General features: G+C 75.3%; 16 protein-coding genes. 13 read left to right on the plus strand and 3 right to left on the minus strand.

Translation table 11 applies throughout. The annotated features are described in order from the left end of the window. Positions 1-263: 263 nt before the first annotated feature. Genes O2W15_RS03835 through galE form a run of 10 tightly spaced genes read left to right on the plus strand, consistent with a single transcriptional unit; the run spans position 264 to position 10,528 of the window. Positions 264-1,514 carry an inositol-3-phosphate synthase gene (locus O2W15_RS03835; protein ID WP_269178425.1) on the plus strand — a complete coding sequence of 417 codons (1,251 nt, stop codon included), beginning with the start codon at positions 264-266 and terminating at the stop codon, positions 1,512-1,514. Next, on the plus strand, positions 1,511-2,413 hold the full coding sequence (locus O2W15_RS03840) for a hypothetical protein (protein WP_269178426.1): 903 nt from the start codon (positions 1,511-1,513) through the stop codon (positions 2,411-2,413). The genes O2W15_RS03835 and O2W15_RS03840 overlap by 4 nt, the downstream gene beginning before the upstream one ends. Before the next feature lie 13 nt (positions 2,414-2,426). After that, entirely contained in the window at positions 2,427-3,470 is a 1,044-nt protein-coding gene (locus O2W15_RS03845; RefSeq protein ID WP_269178427.1) for a methyltransferase domain-containing protein, read from the plus strand. Continuing rightward, entirely contained in the window at positions 3,467-4,483 is a 1,017-nt protein-coding gene (locus O2W15_RS03850; RefSeq protein ID WP_269178428.1) for a Gfo/Idh/MocA family protein, read from the plus strand. The genes O2W15_RS03845 and O2W15_RS03850 overlap by 4 nt, the downstream gene beginning before the upstream one ends. Continuing rightward, positions 4,480-5,364: an MBL fold metallo-hydrolase gene (locus tag O2W15_RS03855; RefSeq protein ID WP_269178429.1), complete on the plus strand. Its 885-nt coding sequence runs from the start codon at positions 4,480-4,482 to the stop codon at positions 5,362-5,364. Before O2W15_RS03850 ends, O2W15_RS03855 begins: the two co-directional genes overlap by 4 nt. Next, positions 5,361-6,818 carry a YcaO-like family protein gene (locus O2W15_RS03860; RefSeq protein WP_269178430.1) on the plus strand — a complete coding sequence of 486 codons (1,458 nt, stop codon included), beginning with the start codon at positions 5,361-5,363 and terminating at the stop codon, positions 6,816-6,818. The genes O2W15_RS03855 and O2W15_RS03860 overlap by 4 nt, the downstream gene beginning before the upstream one ends. Next, on the plus strand, positions 6,815-7,645 hold the full coding sequence (locus O2W15_RS03865; RefSeq protein WP_269178431.1) for a sugar phosphate isomerase/epimerase family protein: 831 nt from the start codon (positions 6,815-6,817) through the stop codon (positions 7,643-7,645). Before O2W15_RS03860 ends, O2W15_RS03865 begins: the two co-directional genes overlap by 4 nt. Then, entirely contained in the window at positions 7,642-8,850 is a 1,209-nt protein-coding gene (locus O2W15_RS03870; protein ID WP_269178432.1) for a glycosyltransferase family 4 protein, read from the plus strand. The genes O2W15_RS03865 and O2W15_RS03870 overlap by 4 nt, the downstream gene beginning before the upstream one ends. Further along, the gene (locus O2W15_RS03875; protein WP_269178433.1) at positions 8,850-9,560 is read left to right on the plus strand and encodes a PIG-L deacetylase family protein; all 711 of its coding nucleotides are present in this window, start codon (positions 8,850-8,852) and stop codon (positions 9,558-9,560) included. The genes O2W15_RS03870 and O2W15_RS03875 overlap by 1 nt, the downstream gene beginning before the upstream one ends. Continuing rightward, positions 9,557-10,528 (plus strand): UDP-glucose 4-epimerase GalE, encoded by a 972-nt coding sequence (galE, locus tag O2W15_RS03880; RefSeq protein ID WP_269178434.1) that lies wholly within the window; start codon positions 9,557-9,559, stop codon positions 10,526-10,528. Before O2W15_RS03875 ends, galE begins: the two co-directional genes overlap by 4 nt. Before the next feature lie 27 nt (positions 10,529-10,555). On the opposite strand, the gene O2W15_RS03885 is transcribed toward galE, so the two are convergent. The 3 genes from O2W15_RS03885 to O2W15_RS03895 all read right to left on the minus strand — a co-directional run bounded on the left by O2W15_RS03885 (position 10,556) and on the right by O2W15_RS03895 (position 15,806). Then, positions 10,556-12,019, minus strand: coding sequence for a circularly permuted type 2 ATP-grasp protein (locus O2W15_RS03885; RefSeq protein WP_269178435.1), 1,464 nt, complete (start codon positions 12,017-12,019; stop codon positions 10,556-10,558). 7 nt (positions 12,020-12,026) lie between these two features. Beyond that, the gene (locus O2W15_RS03890) at positions 12,027-13,883 is read right to left on the minus strand and encodes a S9 family peptidase (RefSeq protein ID WP_269178436.1); all 1,857 of its coding nucleotides are present in this window, start codon (positions 13,881-13,883) and stop codon (positions 12,027-12,029) included. A gap of 138 nt (positions 13,884-14,021) precedes the next feature. Then, positions 14,022-15,806 (minus strand): N-acetylglutaminylglutamine amidotransferase, encoded by a 1,785-nt coding sequence (locus O2W15_RS03895; RefSeq protein ID WP_269178437.1) that lies wholly within the window; start codon positions 15,804-15,806, stop codon positions 14,022-14,024. Positions 15,807-16,092: 286 nt separating this feature from the next. Here O2W15_RS03895 and sepH point away from each other — a divergent pair, with 286 nt between their 5' ends. The 3 genes from sepH to O2W15_RS03910 all read left to right on the plus strand — a co-directional run bounded on the left by sepH (position 16,093) and on the right by O2W15_RS03910 (position 20,866). Continuing rightward, complete coding sequence (gene sepH / locus O2W15_RS03900; protein ID WP_269178438.1) at positions 16,093-17,109, plus strand: septation protein SepH; 1,017 nt, start codon at positions 16,093-16,095, stop codon at positions 17,107-17,109. 68 nt (positions 17,110-17,177) lie between these two features. Next, positions 17,178-19,001: an ABC transporter ATP-binding protein gene (locus O2W15_RS03905; protein WP_269178439.1), complete on the plus strand. Its 1,824-nt coding sequence runs from the start codon at positions 17,178-17,180 to the stop codon at positions 18,999-19,001. Beyond that, on the plus strand, positions 18,998-20,866 hold the full coding sequence (locus O2W15_RS03910) for an ABC transporter ATP-binding protein (RefSeq protein ID WP_269178440.1): 1,869 nt from the start codon (positions 18,998-19,000) through the stop codon (positions 20,864-20,866). The genes O2W15_RS03905 and O2W15_RS03910 overlap by 4 nt, the downstream gene beginning before the upstream one ends. Positions 20,867-20,931 lie beyond the last annotated feature (65 nt).

Genomic DNA, 20,931 nt, shown 5'->3' on the forward strand with positions numbered 1-20,931 from the left:
GCGTGTCCGGGGTGCTCGGCGTGTCGGCCGGCGGCGAGACGATGACGGCGTACCCGCTCGCCTCGACGACACGCGGTCGCCACCTGCAGGTGGTCGCCGACCACGCCGTCCGCGCCTCTCCGTGGAGAGCCGGGCGGCGGCCAGATGGGTGGTCATCACAACCTGGTTGTGCGTCATCTTCTTGTCGCGCAATGTGCTTCATCGTGTGAGGCTCGGCACAGGTTCCGGAACGCAGCCGGACCCCTGAGCGTCGAGGAGCACCCGTGACACAGTCCCCACGCCGCGTAGGAATCGCCGTCGTCGGGCTCGGAGGTGCGGTCGCGACCACCGCGGTCGCCGGCCTCGAGCTGCTCCGGCTCGGCGTCGTCGCCGCCGACGGTCTCCCGCTCGCCGGCCTGACCGTCGGTGACGTCCCCGTCGAGGAGGCCACCGGGCTGGTGCCCTACGACGACCTCGTCGTCGGCGGCTGGGACCTGGACGGGTCCGACCTCTACAAGGCGGCCGAGCAGCACGGTGTGCTCGACTCCCGCCAGCTGCAGCAGGTGGAGCCGCTGCTGTCGACCCTCACCCCGTGGCCGGCCGCCGGCGACGCCGACTTCTGCCGCAACGTCACCGGCGGCAACGTGGTGCTCGCCGAGGGCCGCCGCGCCCAGGTCGACGCCGTCCGTGCCGACCTGCGCCGGTTCCGCGAGGAGCAGCAGCTCGACGGCCTGGTGCTGATGAACCTGGCCTCCACCGAGCGCTGGCCCGACCCGGCGGCACCCGCCCTGCAGACGCCGGAGGCCTTCGAGACCGGACTGGACGCCGACGACCGGTCGATCACCCCCTCGATGGTCTACGCCTACGCAGCGATCTGCGAGGGCGTCGGCTACGCGAACTTCACCCCGTCGCTGTCGGCCGACGTGCCGGCCCTGGTCCAGCTGGCCGAGCAGCGCAACGTGCCGATCGCGGGCAAGGACGGCAAGACCGGCCAGACGATGATGAAGACGGTGCTCGCGCCGGCCTTCCGCAGCCGGGCGTTGACCGTCGAGGGCTGGTACTCCACCAACATCCTGGGCAACCGGGACGGGCTGGCGCTGGACGACCCGGCGTCGCTGGAGAGCAAGCTGCAGACCAAGGGCAAGGTGCTCGACTCGATCCTCGGCTACCCGGTCGAGGACCACGTCGTCCGGATCGACTACTACCGCCCCCGCGGCGACCAGAAGGAGGCCTGGGACGCGATCGACCTGGTCGGCTTCCTGGGCCAGCGGATGCAGATCAAGGTCGACTTCCAGTGCCGGGACTCGATCCTGGCCGCTCCGCTCGCCGTCGAGATCGTCCGGCTGGTCGACCTCGCCCAGCAGCGCGGTGAGGGGGGCGTGCAGCGGCACCTGGGCTGGTTCTTCAAGGCCCCGATCACCGCCGACGGCAGCACCCCGGAGCACGCGCTGCACCGCCAGGAGTCCGTGCTGATGGACTGGCTGAGCGGCGACGCGGCCCAGGCAGGGAGCGGCGCCGCACCCGGCTCCCGGTGACGACGACGGCGCTGTCCTCCCTCGAGGCGCTGCGCCCGCTGCTGGTCGGGATCGGTGACGCCAAACGGGTCCACGTCGCCGGCGCGCCGGGCTCGCTCGCCGAGCAGGCGTTCGGCCGGGCGTGGGCGCGGCTGGTCGGCGGTGAGGACGCCCGGACGGTGGCGCTGTCCGAGACCGCGGCCGCCGTGGCCCGGGTCCGGCTGGCCGGCATCGACGCCTCGGTGCTGACCGCGGCCGGTCTCGCCGAGCAGGAGGCCCGGGCCGTGCTGGAACGGGCCTTCGCCGAGGTGGCCGGAGCGGTCGACGGCGAGCTGGCCGGGGAGTTGCGGGCGGCCCTGTCCGCGCCGCGGTCGGCCGGGCCGCCGCCGTCCCTGGCGGTCTCGCTGAACGCCCAGCCGCGCGCCGGTGCCACCAGCCCCGGCAAGCCGCGGGTCGTCGTCGAACCGCCGGAAAGCCACGGCGACCACTGCCTCACCGTCGCCGTCTACGGCTGTCTGCTGGCACCGCAGCTGGGTGCGGACCCGGTTCCACCGTTCCTCGTCGGCCTGGCCCACCACCTGCACAACGTGGTGCTGCCGGACGCCGGGTTCGCCGGGGAGGTGCTGCTCGGGGACGCGCTGGACCGGGTGATCGGCACGCTGGAAGAGCGCGAGCTCGGCGCCCTCCCGGCACCGCTGGCGGCCCGGCTGCGCGAGGTGCTGGCGCTGCGGGCCGACGCCGTCGCGCCCGAGTCGCAGGCCTTCCACGCCGCCGACGTGCTCGACCGGGTGCTCCAGGTGCACCACCACGCGCAGGCCGCGGCGTTCACCGCCGCCCAGGCGCTGGACGACCTGGAGCTCGTGCACGCCGGACCGGTGCAGGCCTTCCACCTCGACGTGCTCGCCGCGGCCGGGCTGTGAACACGGCCGGCCTGTGAACGCGGCGACGGGCGTCACCGCGACCGGCGTCCCGGTCGTCGACGGCATCCCGTTCGCCCGCGCCGGCCGGGCGGAGCTGCGCGACCGCGTCGCCGGGCTGCTCGCCGACGGCGAGGTCGACCGGGCCCGGGTGGCGCTGTTCACCGACGCCGACGACTGGTGGTCCGAGCCGCCACCGCCTCCGGACCAGCTGGCCCGGGTGCCCGCGGCGGCCACCCTGCGCGAGGCGATGGAGCTGCTCGGCATGGGCCGGGTGGGCGACTACTTCGCGCACCGCTGGTGGGAGCCCACGCACCTGGCGGGGCTGGCGCTGCTGGGCAACCACTGGCCCGGGGAGCGACCGGTGGTCGACGTGGCCTGCGGGATCGGCACCCAGCTGCGCGAGCTGTCCCGCCGCGGGGTGCGCGACCTGCTCGGCCTGGACGTCGTCTGGTCCAAGCTGTGGCTGGCCCAGCGCTTCGTCTGCCCCGCCGCCCGCTACGTGTGCGCCGACCTGACCGCGGCGCCGGACCTGCAGGTGCCCGGCCCGGCGTACGTGACCTGCCACGACGCCTTCTACTTCCTGCGGGACAAGCCCGCGGCCGCCGCCGCGATGCACGCGCTGGCCGGCCCGGGCGGCACCGTTGTCGTCGGGCACGCCCACGTCGCCGACACCGTCTCCGCCGGGGAGCCGCTGGTCCCGGCCGAGTACGCCCGGCTGCTCGGGGCCACCGTCCTCTACGACGACGCCGAGCTCACCGCCGCCCTGCTGGCCGGGCGTGCGCCCCGCCCCGCCCCGGCCGAGGAGCTGACCGGCAGCGAGGCGATCGGCCTGGTCGCCGGTGACCTCCGCGGCCCGGCACCGGTCGACCTGGGCGAGCCGCTCGGGCCGCTGCGGCCCAACCCGCTCTACGTCGACGGCGAGCTCCACTGGCCCAGCGAGCGGTACGCCGCCGAGTACGGCCCCCGCTCGGGACACCTGCCGGGTCGCTGGCCCGACCCGCTGCCGGCGGACGCCGCCCGGCGGCGACTGCTGGTCGACCTGCCGGAGCAGTGGTGAACAGCGTCGGGTGGGGGGTGGCCGGCTGTGGCTGGGTGGCCCGCGACCACGCGCTGCCCGGTCTCCTCCAGGTGCCCGGCGCCCGGGTGGTGGCCCTGCACGACCGCGACCCCGCCGCCCCGGCGCGGCTGGCCGTGGACGCCCCGGCGACGTCCGACCTGGCCGCCTTCCTGGCCACGCCCGGCCTGGACGCGGTCTACGTGGCGGTGCCCAACTCCGCGCACCGGCAGGTCGTGGAGGCCGCGGCTGCCGCGGGCGTCGCGGTCCTGTGCGAGAAGCCGCTGGCCGCCGACGTCGTCGACGCCGAGGCCGCGGTCGCCGCAGCCGACCGGGCCGGTGTGCTGCTCGGCACCGCCTACGACCAGCGCTGGCACCCCGCCCACGTCCGGCTGCGCGAGCTGGTGCCCGAGCTGGGCACGGTCACCGCCGTCCGGGTCGTCTACTGCTGCTGGCTGCCGGTCGACTGGTCCCCCGACGGCAGGCCGCACGACAACTGGCGGGTCGACCGGTCCCGGGCCGGCGGCGGCGCCGCCATCGACCTGGCCCCGCACGGCCTCGACCTGGCCGGGGTCCTGCTCGGCGAGGACGTCGTCGAGCTCACCGCGCTGCTGCAGCGCCGGGTGCAGCGCTACCCGGTCGACGACGGCGCGCTGCTCATCGGCCGCACCACCGGCGGCGTGCTGGTCGACCTGCACGTGGCCTACAACTGCCCCGACGCCCTCCCCCGCCGCCGGCTGGAGGTCGTCGGCACCCGGGGCACCGCGGTCGCCGTCGACACGATGGGCCAGACCGCCGGCGGGTCGCTGACGCTGTTCCGCCCCGAGCCGGTCGACGTCCCGTTCGCCGGGACCGACCCGTTCACCGCCCAGTTCGCCGCCTTCGGTGCCGCCGTCGCCGGCACCGCTCCCTGGCCGCACCCGGCCGCCCGCGACCTCGCCCTGCACCGGCTGCTCGTCACCGCACTGGACCGCGCCGCGCTGCCCAGCCCCGCCCGAGAGGAACTGCCCGCATGAGTGCACCAGCCACCAACCCCTACCGCGGCCTGCTGCCCGACCTGCCCGCCTTCGCCTGCACCAACTGCGGGCACTGGCAGCGCTGGCCGGCCCCCGGCCCGCAGGTGTGCCCGGTCTGCGCCGACGTGCGCAACGCGCTGCCCGAGCACGGCTTCGAGTTCGTCACGCCCAAGCAGGCCGACGAGCTGGTGACCGGGTTCTGGCGGCCCACCGCGGTCGCCGGCGTCACCGAGTTCGGCACCGAGCCACGGTTCGGGCTGGACAGCCGCGGCTGGGTGATCGAGACCGACATCGGGCTGGTCGGCTTCGAGTGCGCCCCCTGGTACACCGCGGAGATGCTGGCCGAGCTGCGCCGGATGGCGACCGAGCTGGGCGGGTTCGACGTCCTGGCGTCCAGCCACGTGCACGGCTACGGCGCGCTGTGGCAGCTGCAGCTGGAGCTGGAGCCGGGCACCGTCTGCGTCGGGGTGCGCGACCTGGAGTGGACCAAGGCCTTCCGGGTGACCTGGCCGGCCGACGAGGTCCTGGAGCTGGCCCCCGACCTGACCCTGCACCGCACCGGCGGGCACTTCCCCGGCCACTCCGTGCTGCACGACAGCCGGCGCGGCGTGCTGTTCTGCGGCGACTCGCTGAAGGTCGACCTGGCCGAGGACGGCACCCCGGTGGGCCTGAGTGCACACAAGGCGTTCCACGCCCAGATCCCGCTGTCGCACGGCGAGCTGCGGGAGTACCTGGCGGTCGTCGCCGAGCTGGAGTTCGGCGCCGTGGCCACGCCGTTCGAGCTGGTGCCCGGGGTGACCACCGACCACGTCGTCCACCTGGTGCAGCGGCTGCTCGCCGGGCGGCCGGACGCCGCCCCGATCGCGCTGGCCGAGCTGTGAGCACCGCCCAGCGGTACCTGGACTCGTTCCCGCCGGGCATCGAGGAGTTCCCGATCGAGGGGCTGGACGTCCTCGACGTGCCGCTGCACAGCGCCTTCCTCGCCACGTCACCGGCGCACCCCGGCGGCAGCGGGCTGGGGTACGGCGCCACCCGCGAGGAGGCCCGCACCGGCGCGCTCGGCGAGATGGCGGAGATGGCGCTGTCCATCCGCGCGCACGCCGGGCTCGACCGGGTGCACGGCTCCTACCGCGAGCTGGCCCGCACCGAGGGCCGCGACCGGGTGGCCGACCCCCGCACGCTCTGCCTGGAGGCCGGCAGCTCCTATGACGACGACCGGCCGCTGCAGTGGCTGCCGATGAGCCGCACCCGGGACGGCGAGCAGGTGCTCGTGCCCGCGGAGCTGGTGGTCTCCGCCCCCGAGGAGCTGCCCGGCGACCCGCCGCCCGGCGGCTGGCTCACCACGGTGATCACCAACGGGCAGGGAGCGGCGTTCGACGCGGACCGGGCGGTCACCCACGCGGTGCTGGAGCTGCTGCAGCGGGACGGCAACGCCACCGCGTTCCGGGCGCTGGACCAGGGCGTGGTGGTCGACCTGGCCGGGCTGCGCGACCCCGACGCCCTGGCGCTGCTCGACCGGCTCGACGCCGCGGGCATCGACGTCCTGGTCAAGCTGGCCAGCACCGAGCACGGCGTCGTCGACGTGTACGCCGTCGGCTGCTCGCGGGACGGCTCCGAGCCCGCCCCGATGATGGTCACCGCCTGCGGGGAGGCCGCCTCCCCCGACCGGGACGCCGCCGTCCGCAAGGCGCTGTACGAGTTCGCCGCCGCCCGCAGCCGCAAGGCGTTCATGCACGGCCCGCTGGACGCCGTCACCGCGGCGACCCCGCCGGGCTACCTGGACCAGTGGCTGCACGGCCACCCGCCGGAGCGGATGGTCGAGGAGGACCGGGCGCTGCAGGCGATGCTCGGGTGGACCCGGCTCGGCACCGACCGGCTGACCGACCTGCTGCGGGGTTCGGTGCTCGCCCAGCGCAGCACCGTGGCGCTGACCGACCTGCCCACCCGCAGCGGCGACCCCGTCGCGACCCTGACCGCTGAGGGCCTCGACGTGCTGGTCGACCTGCAGCCCTCCCAGGGTGAGGCGGTCGCGGCGAAGGTGCTGGTGCCCGGCCTAGAGGCCGAGACGATGTCCTACGGCCGGATCGGCGAGCGCGGCGTGCGCCGGCTGCTGGACCGCGGCGAGGCGGCAGGTGGTGCACCCGGCGCCGGGCTCGCCGTGGTCGGCGCGGACCCCGGCGGCTGGGCACGGGTGCACCTCACCGCCGAGGCGGAGGACCGGCTGGGCGGCCCGGCGTGGTTCGACCGGGCCGGAGCCGACCGCGCCGTCGGGGAGCTGTACGCGCTCTACCGCGAACCCGGCCGGCACGTGGCGGCGCTGGCGGTGGCCTCGTGAGCCTGCGGTACGCCTACAACACCAACGGCCTGACCTCGCACCGGCTGGACGACGCCCTGTCCTTCCTGGCCGACACCGGCTACGCGGGGGTGGCCCTCACCCTGGACGTGCACCACCTCGACCCGTTCGCCCCGGACGCGTTCGCCCAGGCCGCGCGGGTGCGGGCCCGCTGCGACTCCCTCGGGCTGGGCGTGGTCGTCGAGACCGGCGCGCGCTTCCTGCTCGACCCGCGGGTCAAGCACGAGCCCACGCTGGTCAACCCCAGCCCCGAGGGCCGGGAGCGCCGGCTGGCCTACCTGCGCCTGGCCTGCGACCTGGCCGAGGTGCTGCAGGCCGAGGCGGTGAGCTTCTGGGCCGGCGTGCCGCAGCCGGGGGTCGACCGGGACGACGCCTGGCGCTGGCTGGTCGACGGCGTCCGCGCGCTGGTCGACAGCCACGGCGGACGCTCCTACGCCCTGGCCGTCGAGCCGGAGCCGGGGATGCTCGTCGAGGACGCCGACGACTGGGCCACCCTCGCCGCCCAGGTGCCGGGGCTGACCCTCGCCCTGGACACCGGGCACTGCGTGGTCAGCGGCCGGTACGCCCCGGAGGAGGCGGTCGCCGCCTTCGCCGCCCAGCTCGGCACGGTCGCCGTGGAGGGGATGCGCCGCGGCGTGCACGACCACCTCCCGCTCGACGAGGGCGACGTCGACCTGCCGGCCGTGCTGGCCGCGCTGCGCGCGTGCGAGTACCAGCGCCTGGTCACCCTCGAGCTCTCGCGGGACGGCCACCGGGCGCACCAGATGGTGCCCCGCTCCATCGAGCTGCTGCGGAAGGCCGAGTCATGAGGATCTGCTTCGTCAGCCGCCGGTACTGGCCGGCGGTCAGCGGCATGAGCGTGTACGCGGAGAACCTGCTGCGCGAGCTGGTCGCGCTGGGCCACGAGGTCACCCTGGTCAGCCAGTACCGGGACGACGAGGCCGGCACCCGGGTCTACGGCGGTGGCGTGCCGCCGGCCGACCGGGTGCCGGCAGGGGTCGAGGTGCACGCCCTGCCCAGCCGCGGCGAGACCGTCGTCCCCGCGGACTGGGAGGGCGACATCGAGGAGGTCGTGCGCACCGTCGTGGAGCTGCACGAGCAGCGGCCCTTCGACGTGCTGCACGCCCAGTACGGCTACCCCCCGGGCCTGGCGGTGCTGGAGGCCTCGCGGCGGACCGGCGTGCCGAACCTGGTGAGCATCCAGGGCGGGGACGGGCACTGGGTGGGCACCTGCTGCAGCACGCACGCCGACGCCATGCACACCGTGCTCGACCACGCCGGCGCCGTGCTGATCGGCAGCGCCAGCTTCCGGGACGAGGTCGTGGGCAACCTGGGCACCGTCCCGGCGCGCTTCCAGATCGTCCCGGGCGCCACCGACACCCGCCGGTTCACCCCGGGCGACCGGCCGCTGGGCAGCCTGGCCGACCCGCCGGTGCTGCTGTTCCACGGCCGGGTCGACCGGCGCAAGGGCGTGCTCGACCTGCTGGAGGCGCTGCCCGACGACGTCCGGCTGGTCGTCTCCGGCATCGGCCCGGACCTGGACGAGGCGAGGGCCCGGGCCGACGGGCGCACGACGTTCCTCGGCTACGTGCCCCCGGACGACGCCCCGGCGGTGTACCGGACCGCCGACGTGTTCGTCAGCCCCACCTACAGCGAGGGGTTCAGCAACACCCTGCTGGAGGCGATGGCCAGCGGGCTGCCCACGGTGAGCACCGACAGCGTCGGCGTCGTGGACTGCCTGCGGCACGAGGAGAACGGGCTGCTGCACGCCCCCGGCGACGTCGCGGGGCTGCGCACGGAGCTGGACCGGCTGCTCGGCGACGCCGCGCTGCGCACCCGGCTGGCCACCACCGCGCTGGAGGAGGTGCGCCGGCTGTACTCCTGGCCGGTGCTCGCGCGCAGCATCGACGACGTCTACACCGAGCTGGCCGGCACGGCGCCGGACCTGGACTGGACGTCGCCGACCACGGTGGACGAGAGCTGCCGCTTCCGGTCCGCGGCGCACCTGCTCTGATGCGCGTGCTCGCGGTCAGCCCGCACCTGGACGACGCCGCCTTCTCCGCCGGGGGCACCCTCGCCGCACTGGCCGAGGCGGGGCACGAGGTCACCGTGCTCACCTGCTTCACCCGCAGCGTCCCCGACCCCACCGGCTTCGCGCTGGCCTGCCAGCTGGACAAGGGCCTCGGCCCCGACGTCGACTACCTGGCCCTGCGCCGGGCGGAGAACGCCGCCGCGACGGCCGTGCTCGGCGTGACGGCGGTCGACCTGGACCTGCCCGAGGCACCGCACCGCGGCTACACCAGCGCCGCCGACCTGTTCGCCGGCGTCCACCCCGGCGACGACGTGTGGCGCGAGGTCGCCGGGCAGCTCACCGGCCTGGACGCCGACCTCTGGCTGGCCCCGCAGGCCCTCGGTGCGCACGTCGACCACCTGCAGGTGCTGCGCGCGGTCGCGGCGCTGGACCGGCCGACGCTGTGGTGGCGGGACAGCCCCTACGTGCTCCGCCGGCCCGATGCGGTCCCCGGCGCGGCGCTGCCCGGCGGGTTGTCCCCCGTGCAGCTCCCGCAGCTGCCGGACCGGCGCGCCGACGCCTGCGCGTGCTACCGGAGCCAGCTGGGCTTCCAGTTCGGTGGCGAGGCGGGGATGCGGGCCGCGCTGGCCGAACTGCCCGAGGTGCTGCTGACCGGGGAGGCGGCGCGGGACGTGCTGGCGGTCCGGGCATGACCTGGCTGGTCACCGGCGGAGCCGGCTACATCGGGGCGCACGTGGTGCACGCGATGGCCGCGGCCGGTGAGCGCCTCGTCGTGCTCGACGACCTGTCCAGCGGGGACCCCGGCCGGCTCGAACGCCTGCCCGGGGTGCCCCTGGTCGTCGGCACCGTCCGCGACCGCGCCCTGGTGGACCGGGTGCTGGGCGAGCACGCGGTGCAGGGCGTGGTCCACGTGGCCGGCAAGAAGGCGGTCGCCGAGTCGGTGGCCGACCCGCTCCGCTACTTCGCGGAGAACGTCGAGGGGCTGGTGTCGCTGCTGGAGAGCTGCCAGGTCGCGGGCGTGGGCCGGTTCGTCTTCTCCAGCAGCGCTGCCGTCTACGGCGCCCCGGACACCGACCCGGTGACCGAGGACGTCCCGTGCCGCCCACTCTCGCCCTACGGGCAGACGAAGCTGGTCAGCGAGTGGGTGCTGCGCGACTGCGCCACCGCCCACGGGCTGGCCGCCACCTCGCTGCGCTACTTCAACGTGGCCGGCGCCGCGCACCCCCGGCTCGGGGACACCGGTGCGGCCAACCTGGTGCCGATGGTCTTCGCCGCCCTGGACGCCGGCACGCCGCCGGTGGTGTTCGGCGACGACCACGCCACCCCCGACGGCACCGGCGTCCGGGACTACGTGCACGTGTCCGACGTCGCCGCCGCGCACCTGGCTGCCGCCCGGGCGCTGAGCGCCGGCTCGGCGGGCGGCACCTACAACGTGGGCACCGGAGCCGGCTGCAGCGTGCGCGACGTGCTCCGCGTCATCGCGGAGGTGACCGGAGCGGACACCACGCCGACCGTCGCCGGCCGCCGGCCCGGGGACCCGGCCAGCGTCGTGGCCGCGGTCGACCGGATCGAACGGGAGCTGGGCTTCCGCGCCCGGCTCGGCCTGCGGGACATGATCGCCAGCGCCTGGACCGCGTGGCGCCTGCTCCAGCCGGGCTGACCGGTCGGCGCCGGGTCCTCCGGCGGGTCAGCCGGGCAGCAGCCAGGTGTCCTTGCTGCCGTCCAGCACGCCGGAGCCCTCGGCCAGCTCCACCCGGGTCCACGGTGCGGGCAGTGCCCGGGTGGTGGCGCCGGCGACGGTGGACACCCGCAGCCCGGCGACGCGGGGCGCCAGCGCGCCGTCGACGACGGTGGGCACCGTGGAGACCTCGAGCGGTTCCTGGGCGGTGAAGCGGTGCGGGGTGGCCGCCACCTCGGCGTACAGCTCGGCCAGCTCGGCCGCCGAGCAGCGCGGACCGACCACCACCCCGCGACCGCCGTACCCGTCGACCGGCGTCACGACCAGCTCGTGCAGCCGGTCGCGCACCTCAGCGAGCTCGGCGTCGTCAGCCAGCAGCCAGGTGCGCACGGTGTCCAGCACCGGCTCCTCACCGAGGTAGAACCGGATCAGCTCCGGCACGTACCGGTAGGTGGCCTCGCCGTCGGCCACGCCGTTGCCCGGCACGTTGGCCAGCGCCAGCTCCCCGGCCCGCACCGCGGCACCGAGCAGCACGTCCAGTGCCGCCCCGCTCGGCGTCAGGTGCGCGGCCAGCCCGGCCTCGTCCAGCCGGAGGTGGAGGACGTCGACCCGCAGCCGCTGCCCGTCCACCTGCACCGCCACTCCCCCGCCGCGGGTCGGCCAGAGGGTGTCCGGCGTGGCGATCGGGACGTCCATCGCCGCGGCCAGCTGCCGGTGCTCGAACCAGCTGGTGCTGCGCGGCCCCTCCGACAGCAGGGCCAGCTGCGGCGTCCCGGTGCACGCCGACGGTGCGGCCTCGGCCAGCGCTGCCCGCAGCAGCGGCACCGCCTCGCCCGGGTCGGCGAGCCCGGCGGCCTCGGCCGCGGCGTGCAGCTCCGGCAGCGCCGCCCGGCTGCTGGCCCGGTCACTGAGGGCGTAGCCGATGCCCGTCGGCGTCCGCAGGTCGTCCGAGACCGCCACCCAGCCCCCCGGACCGTGCCGCAGGTCCAGACCCGCGACGGTGGCCCGTTGCTGACCGGGCACGGCCAGGCCGGCCGCCGACGCGCGGAGCCCCGGGCTGGCGGCGACGACCCACGCCGGCACGATGCCGGCGCGGACCACCTCCGGGTGCCGGTCGGGGTCGGTGCGCCGCCGTCCGGCCGGGCGGTAGACGTCGGCGAGGAAGGCGTTCAGCGCCCGGTGCCGCTGTTCGGCGCCGCGCGCGACGTGCGCCCAGTCGGCGGCCGGGACGACGCGGGGCACCGGGCAGAGCGGGAGCGGCCGCTCGTGCAACCGGCCGTCGACGTAGCTGCCGGCCACCACCCCGCGCGACCGGCGTTCCCGGTCGATCGCGTCCACGACCGCGCCGATCCCGTCGGCACCGAGGTCGTCCAGCGCCTGCAGCACCGGGCGGTAGGCCGACCGCCGCACACCCGTCGCCTCGTCGTCCGCCGAGCCCGGGTAGCGCGCGAAGACGCCGGAGGCGTCGGTCATCGCGGGGTCACAGCCAGCGATCGAACCACTCGGCGACCCGCTCCGACAGGTGCAGCACGTTCTCCCGTCCCACGATCGTGTGACCCTCGCCCCGCAGGAGGAGCAACTCGGCCGGCGCACCGAGCGCGGTCAGTTCCTGGTGCGCCTGGATCGACTCCAGCACCGGCACGTTGGTGTCCCGGTCGCCGTGGGTGAGCAGCACCGGGGACCGGAGCCGGTCCAGCACGGTCATCGGGGAGATCGCGGCCAGCATGTCCCGGTCGGTCACCGGGTCGCCGTACTCGGTGACCGAGGCCGCCGCCATCCACGGCTCGGTGCCCGCGAAGAAGGTGCGCAGGTCGCTCATCCCGGCCAGCGTGGCGCCGGCGGCGAACAGGTCCGGCCAGCGGGTGAGCGCCACCAGCGTCAGGTAGCCGCCGTAGGACCAGCCGTGCGACCCGACCCGACCCGGCAGCGCGATCCCCTCGGCCACCAGGTGCTCGACGGTGGCGACGACGTCGGTGAACGACGCCTCCCGGGCAGCGAGGTCGTCGGCGGCCATGAACGCCCGGCCCTGCCCGCCCGAACCGCGCACGTTCGGCGCGAAGACGGTCAGCCCGACCGCGACCAGCGCCTGCGCCACCGGGTGGTAGTCCGGGCGTTCCTGCCCCTCCGGGCCGCCGTGGAAGCTCACCACCGTGCGGTTGGGGCCGGCCACCCCCGGCGGCGTGTACAGCCAGCCGTCCAATTCGGTGCCGTCGGCGGCCGGGTAGCGCAGCCGGACCGGCGTGACCAGCAGGCGCGGGTCGGGGTGGCGGGGCGTGCTGGGCAGCGGCACCGGCTCCCCGTCGACGTCCAGCGGGACCGACCACAGCGAGCGGGGGGACGTGGGGCCGGTCAGCTCGGCCAGCAGGGTGCCGCCGTCGGCCGCCAGCGACCAGCCGGGCATGACCGGCTGCGGCAGCGGCACGGTGCGCAGCAGGCCGCCCTCGGCCAGTTCCCGGAGCTCCAGCTCGGTGACCCCGTCGGCGTTCCAGACGCACAGCACCGTGCCGTCGGCGCGCACGGCGTAGGAGTCCAGGTCGGCGTCGGGCCGGGCGATGAGCACCTGGGCCGGGCCCGGCTGCCGACCGGCGTCCACCGGGACCCGGACCAGCCCCGTGCGGTCGCTGCGCGGCAGCCCGGGCCGGGCCGGGAGCGCGGCGCGGAGGAAGACCGCGGAACCGTCCGGGGCGAACCGGCCGTCCTCGGAGGCGCCGCCACCCGGGGCGTCGAGCGGGATGACCCGCTGCTGGTCGCCGGTGGCGACGTCGACCAGCACGATGTGCCGGTGCCCGCGCGGACCCCGCCGGGCCAGCACCGTCCGCTCGTCGGCGGAGACCGCGGTGACGGCGAGGAAGCCGCCGGTGGCCAGGGTGCGGTGGGCGCCACTGACCACGTCGACCAGGACGACGTCGGCGCCCGGGCCGTCCCCGGGGGCGATCGAGCAGACGTAGTGGCCACCTGCGGTCCACCCGCCGGCGAAGACGGTGGCGCGTGGGTCCTGCCCGGCGACCAGGTGCCGGTCGGTGCCGTCGGGCCGGACCGCCCACAGCTGCGCGCAGATGGAGCCGCCGGGGCTCACCAGGTAGGCCAGCCACCCGCCGTCCGGCGACCACGCGACCGAGACGACCTCCTCCTCGGCACCGGAGAGCACCGCCGGCGGGGTCTGCTGGTCCAGCGCCGCGACCTCCAGCCGGGGGACGCCGGAGCGGTCGCTCACGTAGGCCACCCGGTCCCCCGTCGGCGCCAGGCTGGGGCACCAGGCACCCGGGGCGCCGGCGATCTCGGCGACGGCGAGGCGCACCTCGGTGGACAGTCCGGTCTTGCGCAGGACGTCGGTCACGGCACACCTCCTCGGTCGGGGATCGGTCGGGCGGCGCGACGGGTGCCACACCGCAGCACGCCGTCCGTCAGCCCCGAGTGGAGCAGACGGACGGCGTGGTGCTGTTCCTCGCCGCGCCGTGAGCACGGCCACGTCAGGTCAGCGGATGCCGTGCCGCTGCAGCCACAGCTCGAGCAGCCCGACCTGCCACAGCTGGTTGGCGCCCAGGGTCGTGCGGTGGCTGTTCGGGTCGGCGAGCAGCCGCTCCACGTAGTCGGTGCGGAACAGGCCGCGTTCCCGGGCCTCCGGTGCGTGCAGCGCGGCGCGCACCGTCTCCAGGTAGTCGCCGTGCAGGTCGGTGATCGCCGGCACCGGGAAGTAGCCCTTCGGCCGGTCGATCACGTCGGCGGGGATGACCTTGCGGGCGGCGTCCTTGAGCACGCCCTTGCCGCCGTGGGCGAGCTTGAGCTCCGGCGGGACGGCGGCGGCCAGCTCCACGAACTCGTGGTCCAGGAACGGCACCCGGGCCTCCAGGCCCCAGGCCATCGTCATGTTGTCCACGCGCTTGACCGGGTCGTCGACCAGCATGATCGTCGAGTCCAGCCGCAGCGCCTTGTCCAGCGTCGTCTCCGCGCCGGGCCGGCCGAAGTGCTCGGCGATCAGCGCCCGGCTGACGTCGTCGGTCACCATCCAGCGGTCGGCGAGCTGGGTGGCCAGCTCGGCGTGCGACCGGTCGACGAAGTGCCGCGCGTAGGCGTCGACGGCCTGCTCGGCCGGGACGCCGTCCAGCGGCGGGTACCAGTCGTAGCCGGCCATCACCTCGTCGGCGCCCTGGCCGCTCTGCACCACCTTGACGTGCTGGCTGACCTGCTGGGAGAGCAGGTAGAAGGCGACCGCGTCGTGGCTGACCTGCGGCTCGCTCATCGCGGCCACCGCGCCGTCGAGGCCGGCGTGCACGTCGGCGCTGGGCACCATCAGCCGGTGGTGGTCGGTCGCGAAGGTCTCCGCGACGACGTCGGAGTAGACGAACTCGTCGCCGGAGCGCTCGCCGACGGCCTCGAAGCCGATCGAGAACGTGGCCAGGCCCTTCTGCCCCTCCTCGGCCAGCAGCCCGACGACGAGGCTGGAGTCGATGCCCCCGGACAGCAGCACGCCCACCGGGACGTCGGCGACCATCCGCCGGCGCACCGCCACGCGCAGCGACTCCAGCACCCGCTCCTGCCACTCGACGGCGGACAGGCCGGCGAACTCGGAGCGCCGCTCGTGCACCGGGCGCCAGTACTCCCAGTCGGACTCCCGGCCGTCGGGCTCGTAGGTGCGCACCGTGGCCGGCGGCAGCTTGCCCACCCCGGCCAGGATCGTGCGCGGCGCCGGGACGACGGCGTGGAAGGACATGTAGTGGTGCAGCGCGACCGGGTCGATGCTGGTGTCCACGCCCCCGGCGCGCACCAGCGCGGGCAGCGAGGAGGCGAACCGCACCCGGCCCGGCCCGCGGCTGAGGTACAGCGGCTTGATCCCGAAGCGGTCGCGGGCCAGCACCACCCGGCCGGAGTCCCGCTCGACGACGGCGAAGGCGAACATCCCCAGGAACCGCTCGACGCAGGCCGCGCCCCAGCGGTGGTAGGCCTTGAGCACGACCTCGGTGTCGGAGGTGGAGAAGAAGCGGTACCCGGCGCCCTGCAGCTCGGCGCGCAGCTCCTTGTAGTTGTAGATGATCCCGTTGAAGACCATCGTCAGCCCGAGCTCCGCGTCCACCATCGGCTGCGCGCCCGCGTCTGTCAGGTCGATGATCTTCAGCCGCCGGTGCCCGAGCGCCACCGGCCCGGCCTGCCAGCCGCCCGAGCCGTCGGGCCCCCGTCGCTGCAGCTGGTCGCACATGGCGCTGACCGCCGCCATGTCGGCGACGCCGCCGTCGAACCGGACCTCACCCGAGATGCCGCACACGTGCGCCCCTCCCCTGTTCCTGTGGTGCGGCGCCGCGCTGCGCCGGCTCGCTGTCCCGCCGTCCCCTCGGCACGTGGCCGAGCGGGTCCGCAGGCTGCCGAGGTGTCCATTCTGGTCGTTGCGGCGAGGTGCGGCGACCGGGCTCCCGGTGAGCGCGAGGAGGTCTCGGGGGCCGTTGTCGAGCCGACGCGCCGTACCGGGCGTGTCGGCGGCGCGGGCCCGAGGGTCCGCCGTTAGCGTTGCGTCGGTCTGCGAACCGCACCGAACCCTCCTGGAGGTCGCTCCCATGCGCTCACTGCGCCTCGTGGCGCTCTCCGAGGACGGCACGCACCTGGTGCTCGCCGCGGACGCGCCCGACTCGACCGACGACGAGCGCTTCGAGCTGCCCGTGGACGACCGGCTGCGGCAGCTGCTGCGGGCCGGCGCCCCGGCCCATCCCCCGGCTGAGGTGGCCCACGACCTGCCCCCGCGGGTCATCCAGGCCCGCATCCGGGCCGGCGAGACCCCCGAGCAGGTGGCACACGCCTCCGGCACGCGGGTCGAGCGGATCATGCGCTTCGCCCACCCGGTGCTGCAGGAGCGCACCCGGGTCGCCGAGCAGGCCCGCGGCGCGCGGGTGCGGCTGTCCGAGGGGACGCCCAGCGTGCCGCTGGAGCAGTTCATGTCCGAGCGGCTGCGGCTGCTGGGCGCCGACCTGGAGACCGTCGGCTGGGACGCGCACCGCGCCGAGGACGGCACCTGGCAGGTGCGCGCGGACTGGCAGGCCGGGCACAAGTCCGGCAGCACCCGCTGGAGCTACGACATCCCCGCCCGGACGGTGACCCCGGTCGACGCCACGACGATGGACTTCGCCGAGGGCACCCGGCTGGTCCGGGTCGTCCCGGACGTCCCGGCCGGTCTGCCCGCCGCACCGGTCTCCCGCCGGGGCATCTCGGTGGTCCGCGGTGACGAGCACAGCGAGGACGAGGCGCAGCCCGACGCCGAGCCGGCCGACGGCGACCACGGCGACGCGGACGACCAGCGGCCGGCCGACGAGGCCCAGGACGACGAGGCCCGGGACGCCGTACCGGCCGACGGCGACCAGGTCGACGCGCTCCCCGCCGAGGTGCTCCACGCCGACGTGCTCCCGTCCGGCGACGGCCCGGACGACGGGCTCCCCCGCCGGAGCGCCTACGACGCCGTCGACCCCGACAGCCAGGACACCGCGGTGCTGGGCTCGCTGCTCGACAACGAGGACGAGGACCCGCGCGCCCGCATCCCCGCCTGGGAGGACATCGTCTTCGGGGTCCGCCGCAACCGCTGACGAAGGTGGGAGGCCGTCGGCGCAATTGGCTCGTCCCTGTCGGTCCCCCGGCATAGCCTGACCCGGCCATGACCGAGACCGCCGCCCCCGCTGACGACACCCGGGGCCGACTGTCGGCGCTCACCCGGCTGCTGCCCTTCGCCCGTCCCTACCGCGGGCTCATCGCGCTCACCTTCACCGGCGCACTGCTCGCCACCCTCGCCCAGCTGGCCGTCCCGCTGCTCACGCCGGCCATCGTCGAGGGGCCGATCGCCCGTGGCGACCGTTCCGCCCTGATCCCGCTGCTCGCCCTGGCGCTGCTCTTCGGCGTCGCCGAGGCAGCCCTCTTCTTCCTGCGCCGCTGGGCGATGAACATCAGCAGCCTGCAGATCGAGCGCGACCTCCGCGACACCCTGTACCAGCGGCTGCAACGGTTGCCGGTCGCCTTCCACGACCACTGGTCCTCCGGTCAGCTGCTGTCCCGGGCCACCTCCGACGTCTCCACCATCCGGCGCTTCGTCGGCTTCGGCGCCGTCTTCCTGATCGTCAACCTGCTCACCTGCGTCGTCGTCGGCGTGCTGCTGGTGGTCACCTATTGGCCGCTGGGCGTCGCGGTGCTGGCCACGACCCTGCCGCTGGTCTTCTTCGGGCTGCGGCTGGAGAAGCGGTACAACGCCGAGTCGCGGCTGGTGCAGGACGAGCAGGGCGAGCTGGCCACCGACGTGGAGGAGGCGGTCCAGGGCATCCGGGTGGTCAAGTCCCTCGGCCGCAGCGGGATGGTCTTCGGCCGCTACGACCGCAAGGCCCTGCGGCTGCGCGACCTGGAACTGGGCAAGGTCCGCACGCTGGCGCTGATCTGGTGCCTGTTCGAGTTCCAGCCGCAGATCACCCTTGCGGTGATCCTGGTGGGTGGGTCGCTGGCGGTCAGCAGCGGCGCCCTGACCGTCGGCGGGCTGATCGGCTTCGTCGCGCTGTTCACCGTGCTGCTGTGGCCGATCCTCTCCCTGGGCTTCCTGCTCGCGCAGGCGCAGGAGACGGCCAGCGCCTGCGACCGGATCGGCGAGCTGCTCGACGCCCCGTTGACCGTCACCGACTCCCTCGGCGCCCGGCCCGCCGCCGTGGGCACGCCCGCCCGGTTGCGCTTCGAGCACGTCGGGTTCCGCTTCCCCGGCGCCGGCGACCCGGTGCTCACCGACGTCGACCTCGAGGTCGAGCCCGGCGAGACGATCGCGCTGGTCGGCGCCACCGGGTCGGGCAAGACGACGATGACCGCGCTGGTCGCCCGGCTCTACGACGTCACCGGCGGGCGGGTAACCCTCGACGGGCACGACGTCCGCGACCTCCCGCTGGCCCAGCTGCGCACCGTGGTCGCCACGGCGTTCGAGGAGGCGACGCTGTTCTCGATGAGCGTCCGGGAGAACGTCACGCTGGGCCGGCCGGACGCCGGGGACGCGGACGTCGCCGAGGCGCTGCGGGTGGCCCAGGCCGACTTCGTGCACGACCTCCCCTGGGGCCTGGACACCCGGATCGGCGAGCAGGGGCTGTCGCTGTCCGGCGGGCAACGGCAGCGGCTGGCGCTGGCCCGGGCGGTGCTCGGCCGGCCGTCGGTGCTGGTACTCGACGACCCGCTGTCCGCCCTCGACGTGCACACCGAGGCCCTCGTCGAGCGTGCGCTGCGGGAGGTGCTCGCCGAGACGACGGCGCTGGTGGTCGCCCACCGGGCCTCCACGGTGCTGCTCGCCGACCGGGTGGCCCTGCTGGAGGAGGGCCGGATCACCGCCGTCGGGCGGCACACCGACCTGCTCGCGCAGGTGCCCGCCTACCGGGCGCTGCTCTCCTCGGAGTCCGAGCTGGCCAGCCTGACCGATCCCGGGTTCGCCGATCCCGACCTGAGCGGGGTGGGCTGCCCATGACCACCCCGGGCACCGGCGCAGCCGTGACCACCACCACCGGCGCACCGGCGGACGCGCACGCCGACTGGCGAGGCGTGGCCGGCGAGGACGCCGACGACCTCGACACCTCGGCCAGCTCGTTCCTCCGTGGCCGCTCCCGGCGGCTGCTCGGCGAGCTGCTGCGTCCGCACCGGCGGGTGGTGTGGCAGCTGTTGGCCGTGCTCGTCGTGCAGAACCTGGCCTGGCTGGCCGGCCCGCTGCTGATCGGGATCGGCATCGACGTCGCCGTCCCGGCGCTGCTGGACGGTGACCCCTGGCCGCTGGTCTGGACGACGGCGGCCATGGTCGCCGCGGCCGTGCTGGACGCCGCACTGCGCTACCGGTTCCTGATCGGCTCCGGGCAGGTCGGCCAGGCGGTCCTGCTCACCCTGCGGCGGCGGGTGTTCACCCACGTCCAGGGGCTGCCGCTGTCCTTCCACGAGCGGTACACGTCGGGCAAGACGATCAGCCGGCTCACCAGCGACGTCGAGGCGCTCGCGGAGCTGCTGGACGAGGGCCTCGACGGGCTGCTCACCGCCCTGTTCAGCGTGGTGGGCATCGGCGTCCTGATGCTGGTGCTCGACCTGCCCCTGGGCCTGGTGGCGCTGCTCGGCCTCCCCGCGCTCTACCTGATCGGCCGCTGGTTCCAGCGCAGCTCGACGGTCGCGTACCGGCGCACCCGGCAGACCATCGCGGCGCTGATCGTGCAGTTCACCGAGACCTTCGGCGGCATCCGGGCGGTGCAGGCGTTCCGCCGGGAGCCGCGCAACGACGGCCTGCACGCCGAGCTGAACGAGGCCAACCGGGCGGCCCACCACCGCGCCTTCTGGCTGATCGCCGTCTTCGTGCCGACGGTGACGTTGATCGGCAACCTGGTCACCGTCGCGGTGCTCGGCTACGGCGCGCTGCGGGTGATGGACGGCGACCTCGAGGTCGGCCTGCTGGTGTCGTTCCTGGTCTACCTGCGCCGCTTCTTCGACCCGCTGCAGGACATCGCGATGTTCTACAACAGCTACCAGTCGGCGAGTGCGGCACTGGAGAAGCTGTCCGGCGTCCTGGAGGAGCGCTCCAGCGTGCCCGAGCCCGCCGATCCGCTGCCGCTGCGCTCGCCGACCGCCGGGGAGGTCGTCTTCGACGGCGTCCGCTTCGGCTACGGCGGCGCGACCGTGCTCCCGCAGCTGGACCTGACGATCCCGGCCGGGCAGACCGTCGCGCTCGTGGGGGCGACCGGCGCCGGCAAGTCGACCCTGGCCCGGTTGGCCGCCCGGTTCTACGACCCGGGCGCCGGGCAGGTGCGGCTGGACGGCGTCCCGCTGGACCGGCTCGCCGACGCCGACCTGCGCCGGGCGGTGGTGATGGTGACCCAGGAGAGCTTCCTGTTCTCCGGGTCGATCGCCGACAACATCTCCTTCGGCAAGCCGGACGCCGGCCGGGCCGAGATCGAGGCGGCGGCCCGGGCGATCGGGGCCGACGCCTTCATCCGGGCGCTGCCGGAGGGCTACGACACCGAGGTCGCCAAGCGGGGCGGGCGGCTGTCCGCCGGTCAGCGCCAGCTGGTCAGCTTCGCCCGGGCGTTCCTCGCCGACCCCGCGGTGCTGGTGCTCGACGAGGCCACCAGCTCCCTCGACGTGCCCAGCGAGGTGCTGGTGCAGCGGGCACTGCAGACGCTGCTGGCCGACCGGACGGCGCTGATCATCGCCCACCGGCTGTCCACGGTGGAGATCGCCGACCGGGTGCTGGTGATGGAGGCGGGCCGGGTCGTCGAGGACGGCTCCCCCGCCGAGTTGGTCGGCGGGGCCGGCCGGTTCGCCGACCTGCACCGCGCCTGGGCCGACAGCCTCGTCTGAATAAGGACCCCCTTGCCCCCCACCCTTTGCAGGCTCAGGGCGGGCCCCTGCAAGGGGGCCGTGGA

This window comes from Modestobacter sp. VKM Ac-2979 (assembly GCF_026967995.1).
Lineage (GTDB): Bacteria > Actinomycetota > Actinomycetes > Mycobacteriales > Geodermatophilaceae > Modestobacter.

Excerpts from the sequence above, each read along its gene's own strand:
- O2W15_RS03855 (WP_269178429.1), top strand. The coding sequence starts at position 4,480 with ATGAGTGCACCAGCCACCAACCCCTACCGCGGCCTGCTGCCCGACCTG.
- O2W15_RS03870 (WP_269178432.1), top strand. The coding sequence starts at position 7,642 with ATGAGGATCTGCTTCGTCAGCCGCCGGTACTGGCCGGCGGTCAGCGGC.
- O2W15_RS03875 (WP_269178433.1), top strand. The coding sequence starts at position 8,850 with ATGCGCGTGCTCGCGGTCAGCCCGCACCTGGACGACGCCGCCTTCTCC.
- galE (WP_269178434.1), top strand. The coding sequence starts at position 9,557 with ATGACCTGGCTGGTCACCGGCGGAGCCGGCTACATCGGGGCGCACGTG.
- O2W15_RS03885 (WP_269178435.1), bottom strand. The coding sequence starts at position 12,019 with ATGACCGACGCCTCCGGCGTCTTCGCGCGCTACCCGGGCTCGGCGGAC.
- sepH (WP_269178438.1), top strand. The coding sequence starts at position 16,093 with ATGCGCTCACTGCGCCTCGTGGCGCTCTCCGAGGACGGCACGCACCTG.
- O2W15_RS03905 (WP_269178439.1), top strand. The coding sequence starts at position 17,178 with ATGACCGAGACCGCCGCCCCCGCTGACGACACCCGGGGCCGACTGTCG.
- O2W15_RS03910 (WP_269178440.1), top strand. The coding sequence starts at position 18,998 with ATGACCACCCCGGGCACCGGCGCAGCCGTGACCACCACCACCGGCGCA.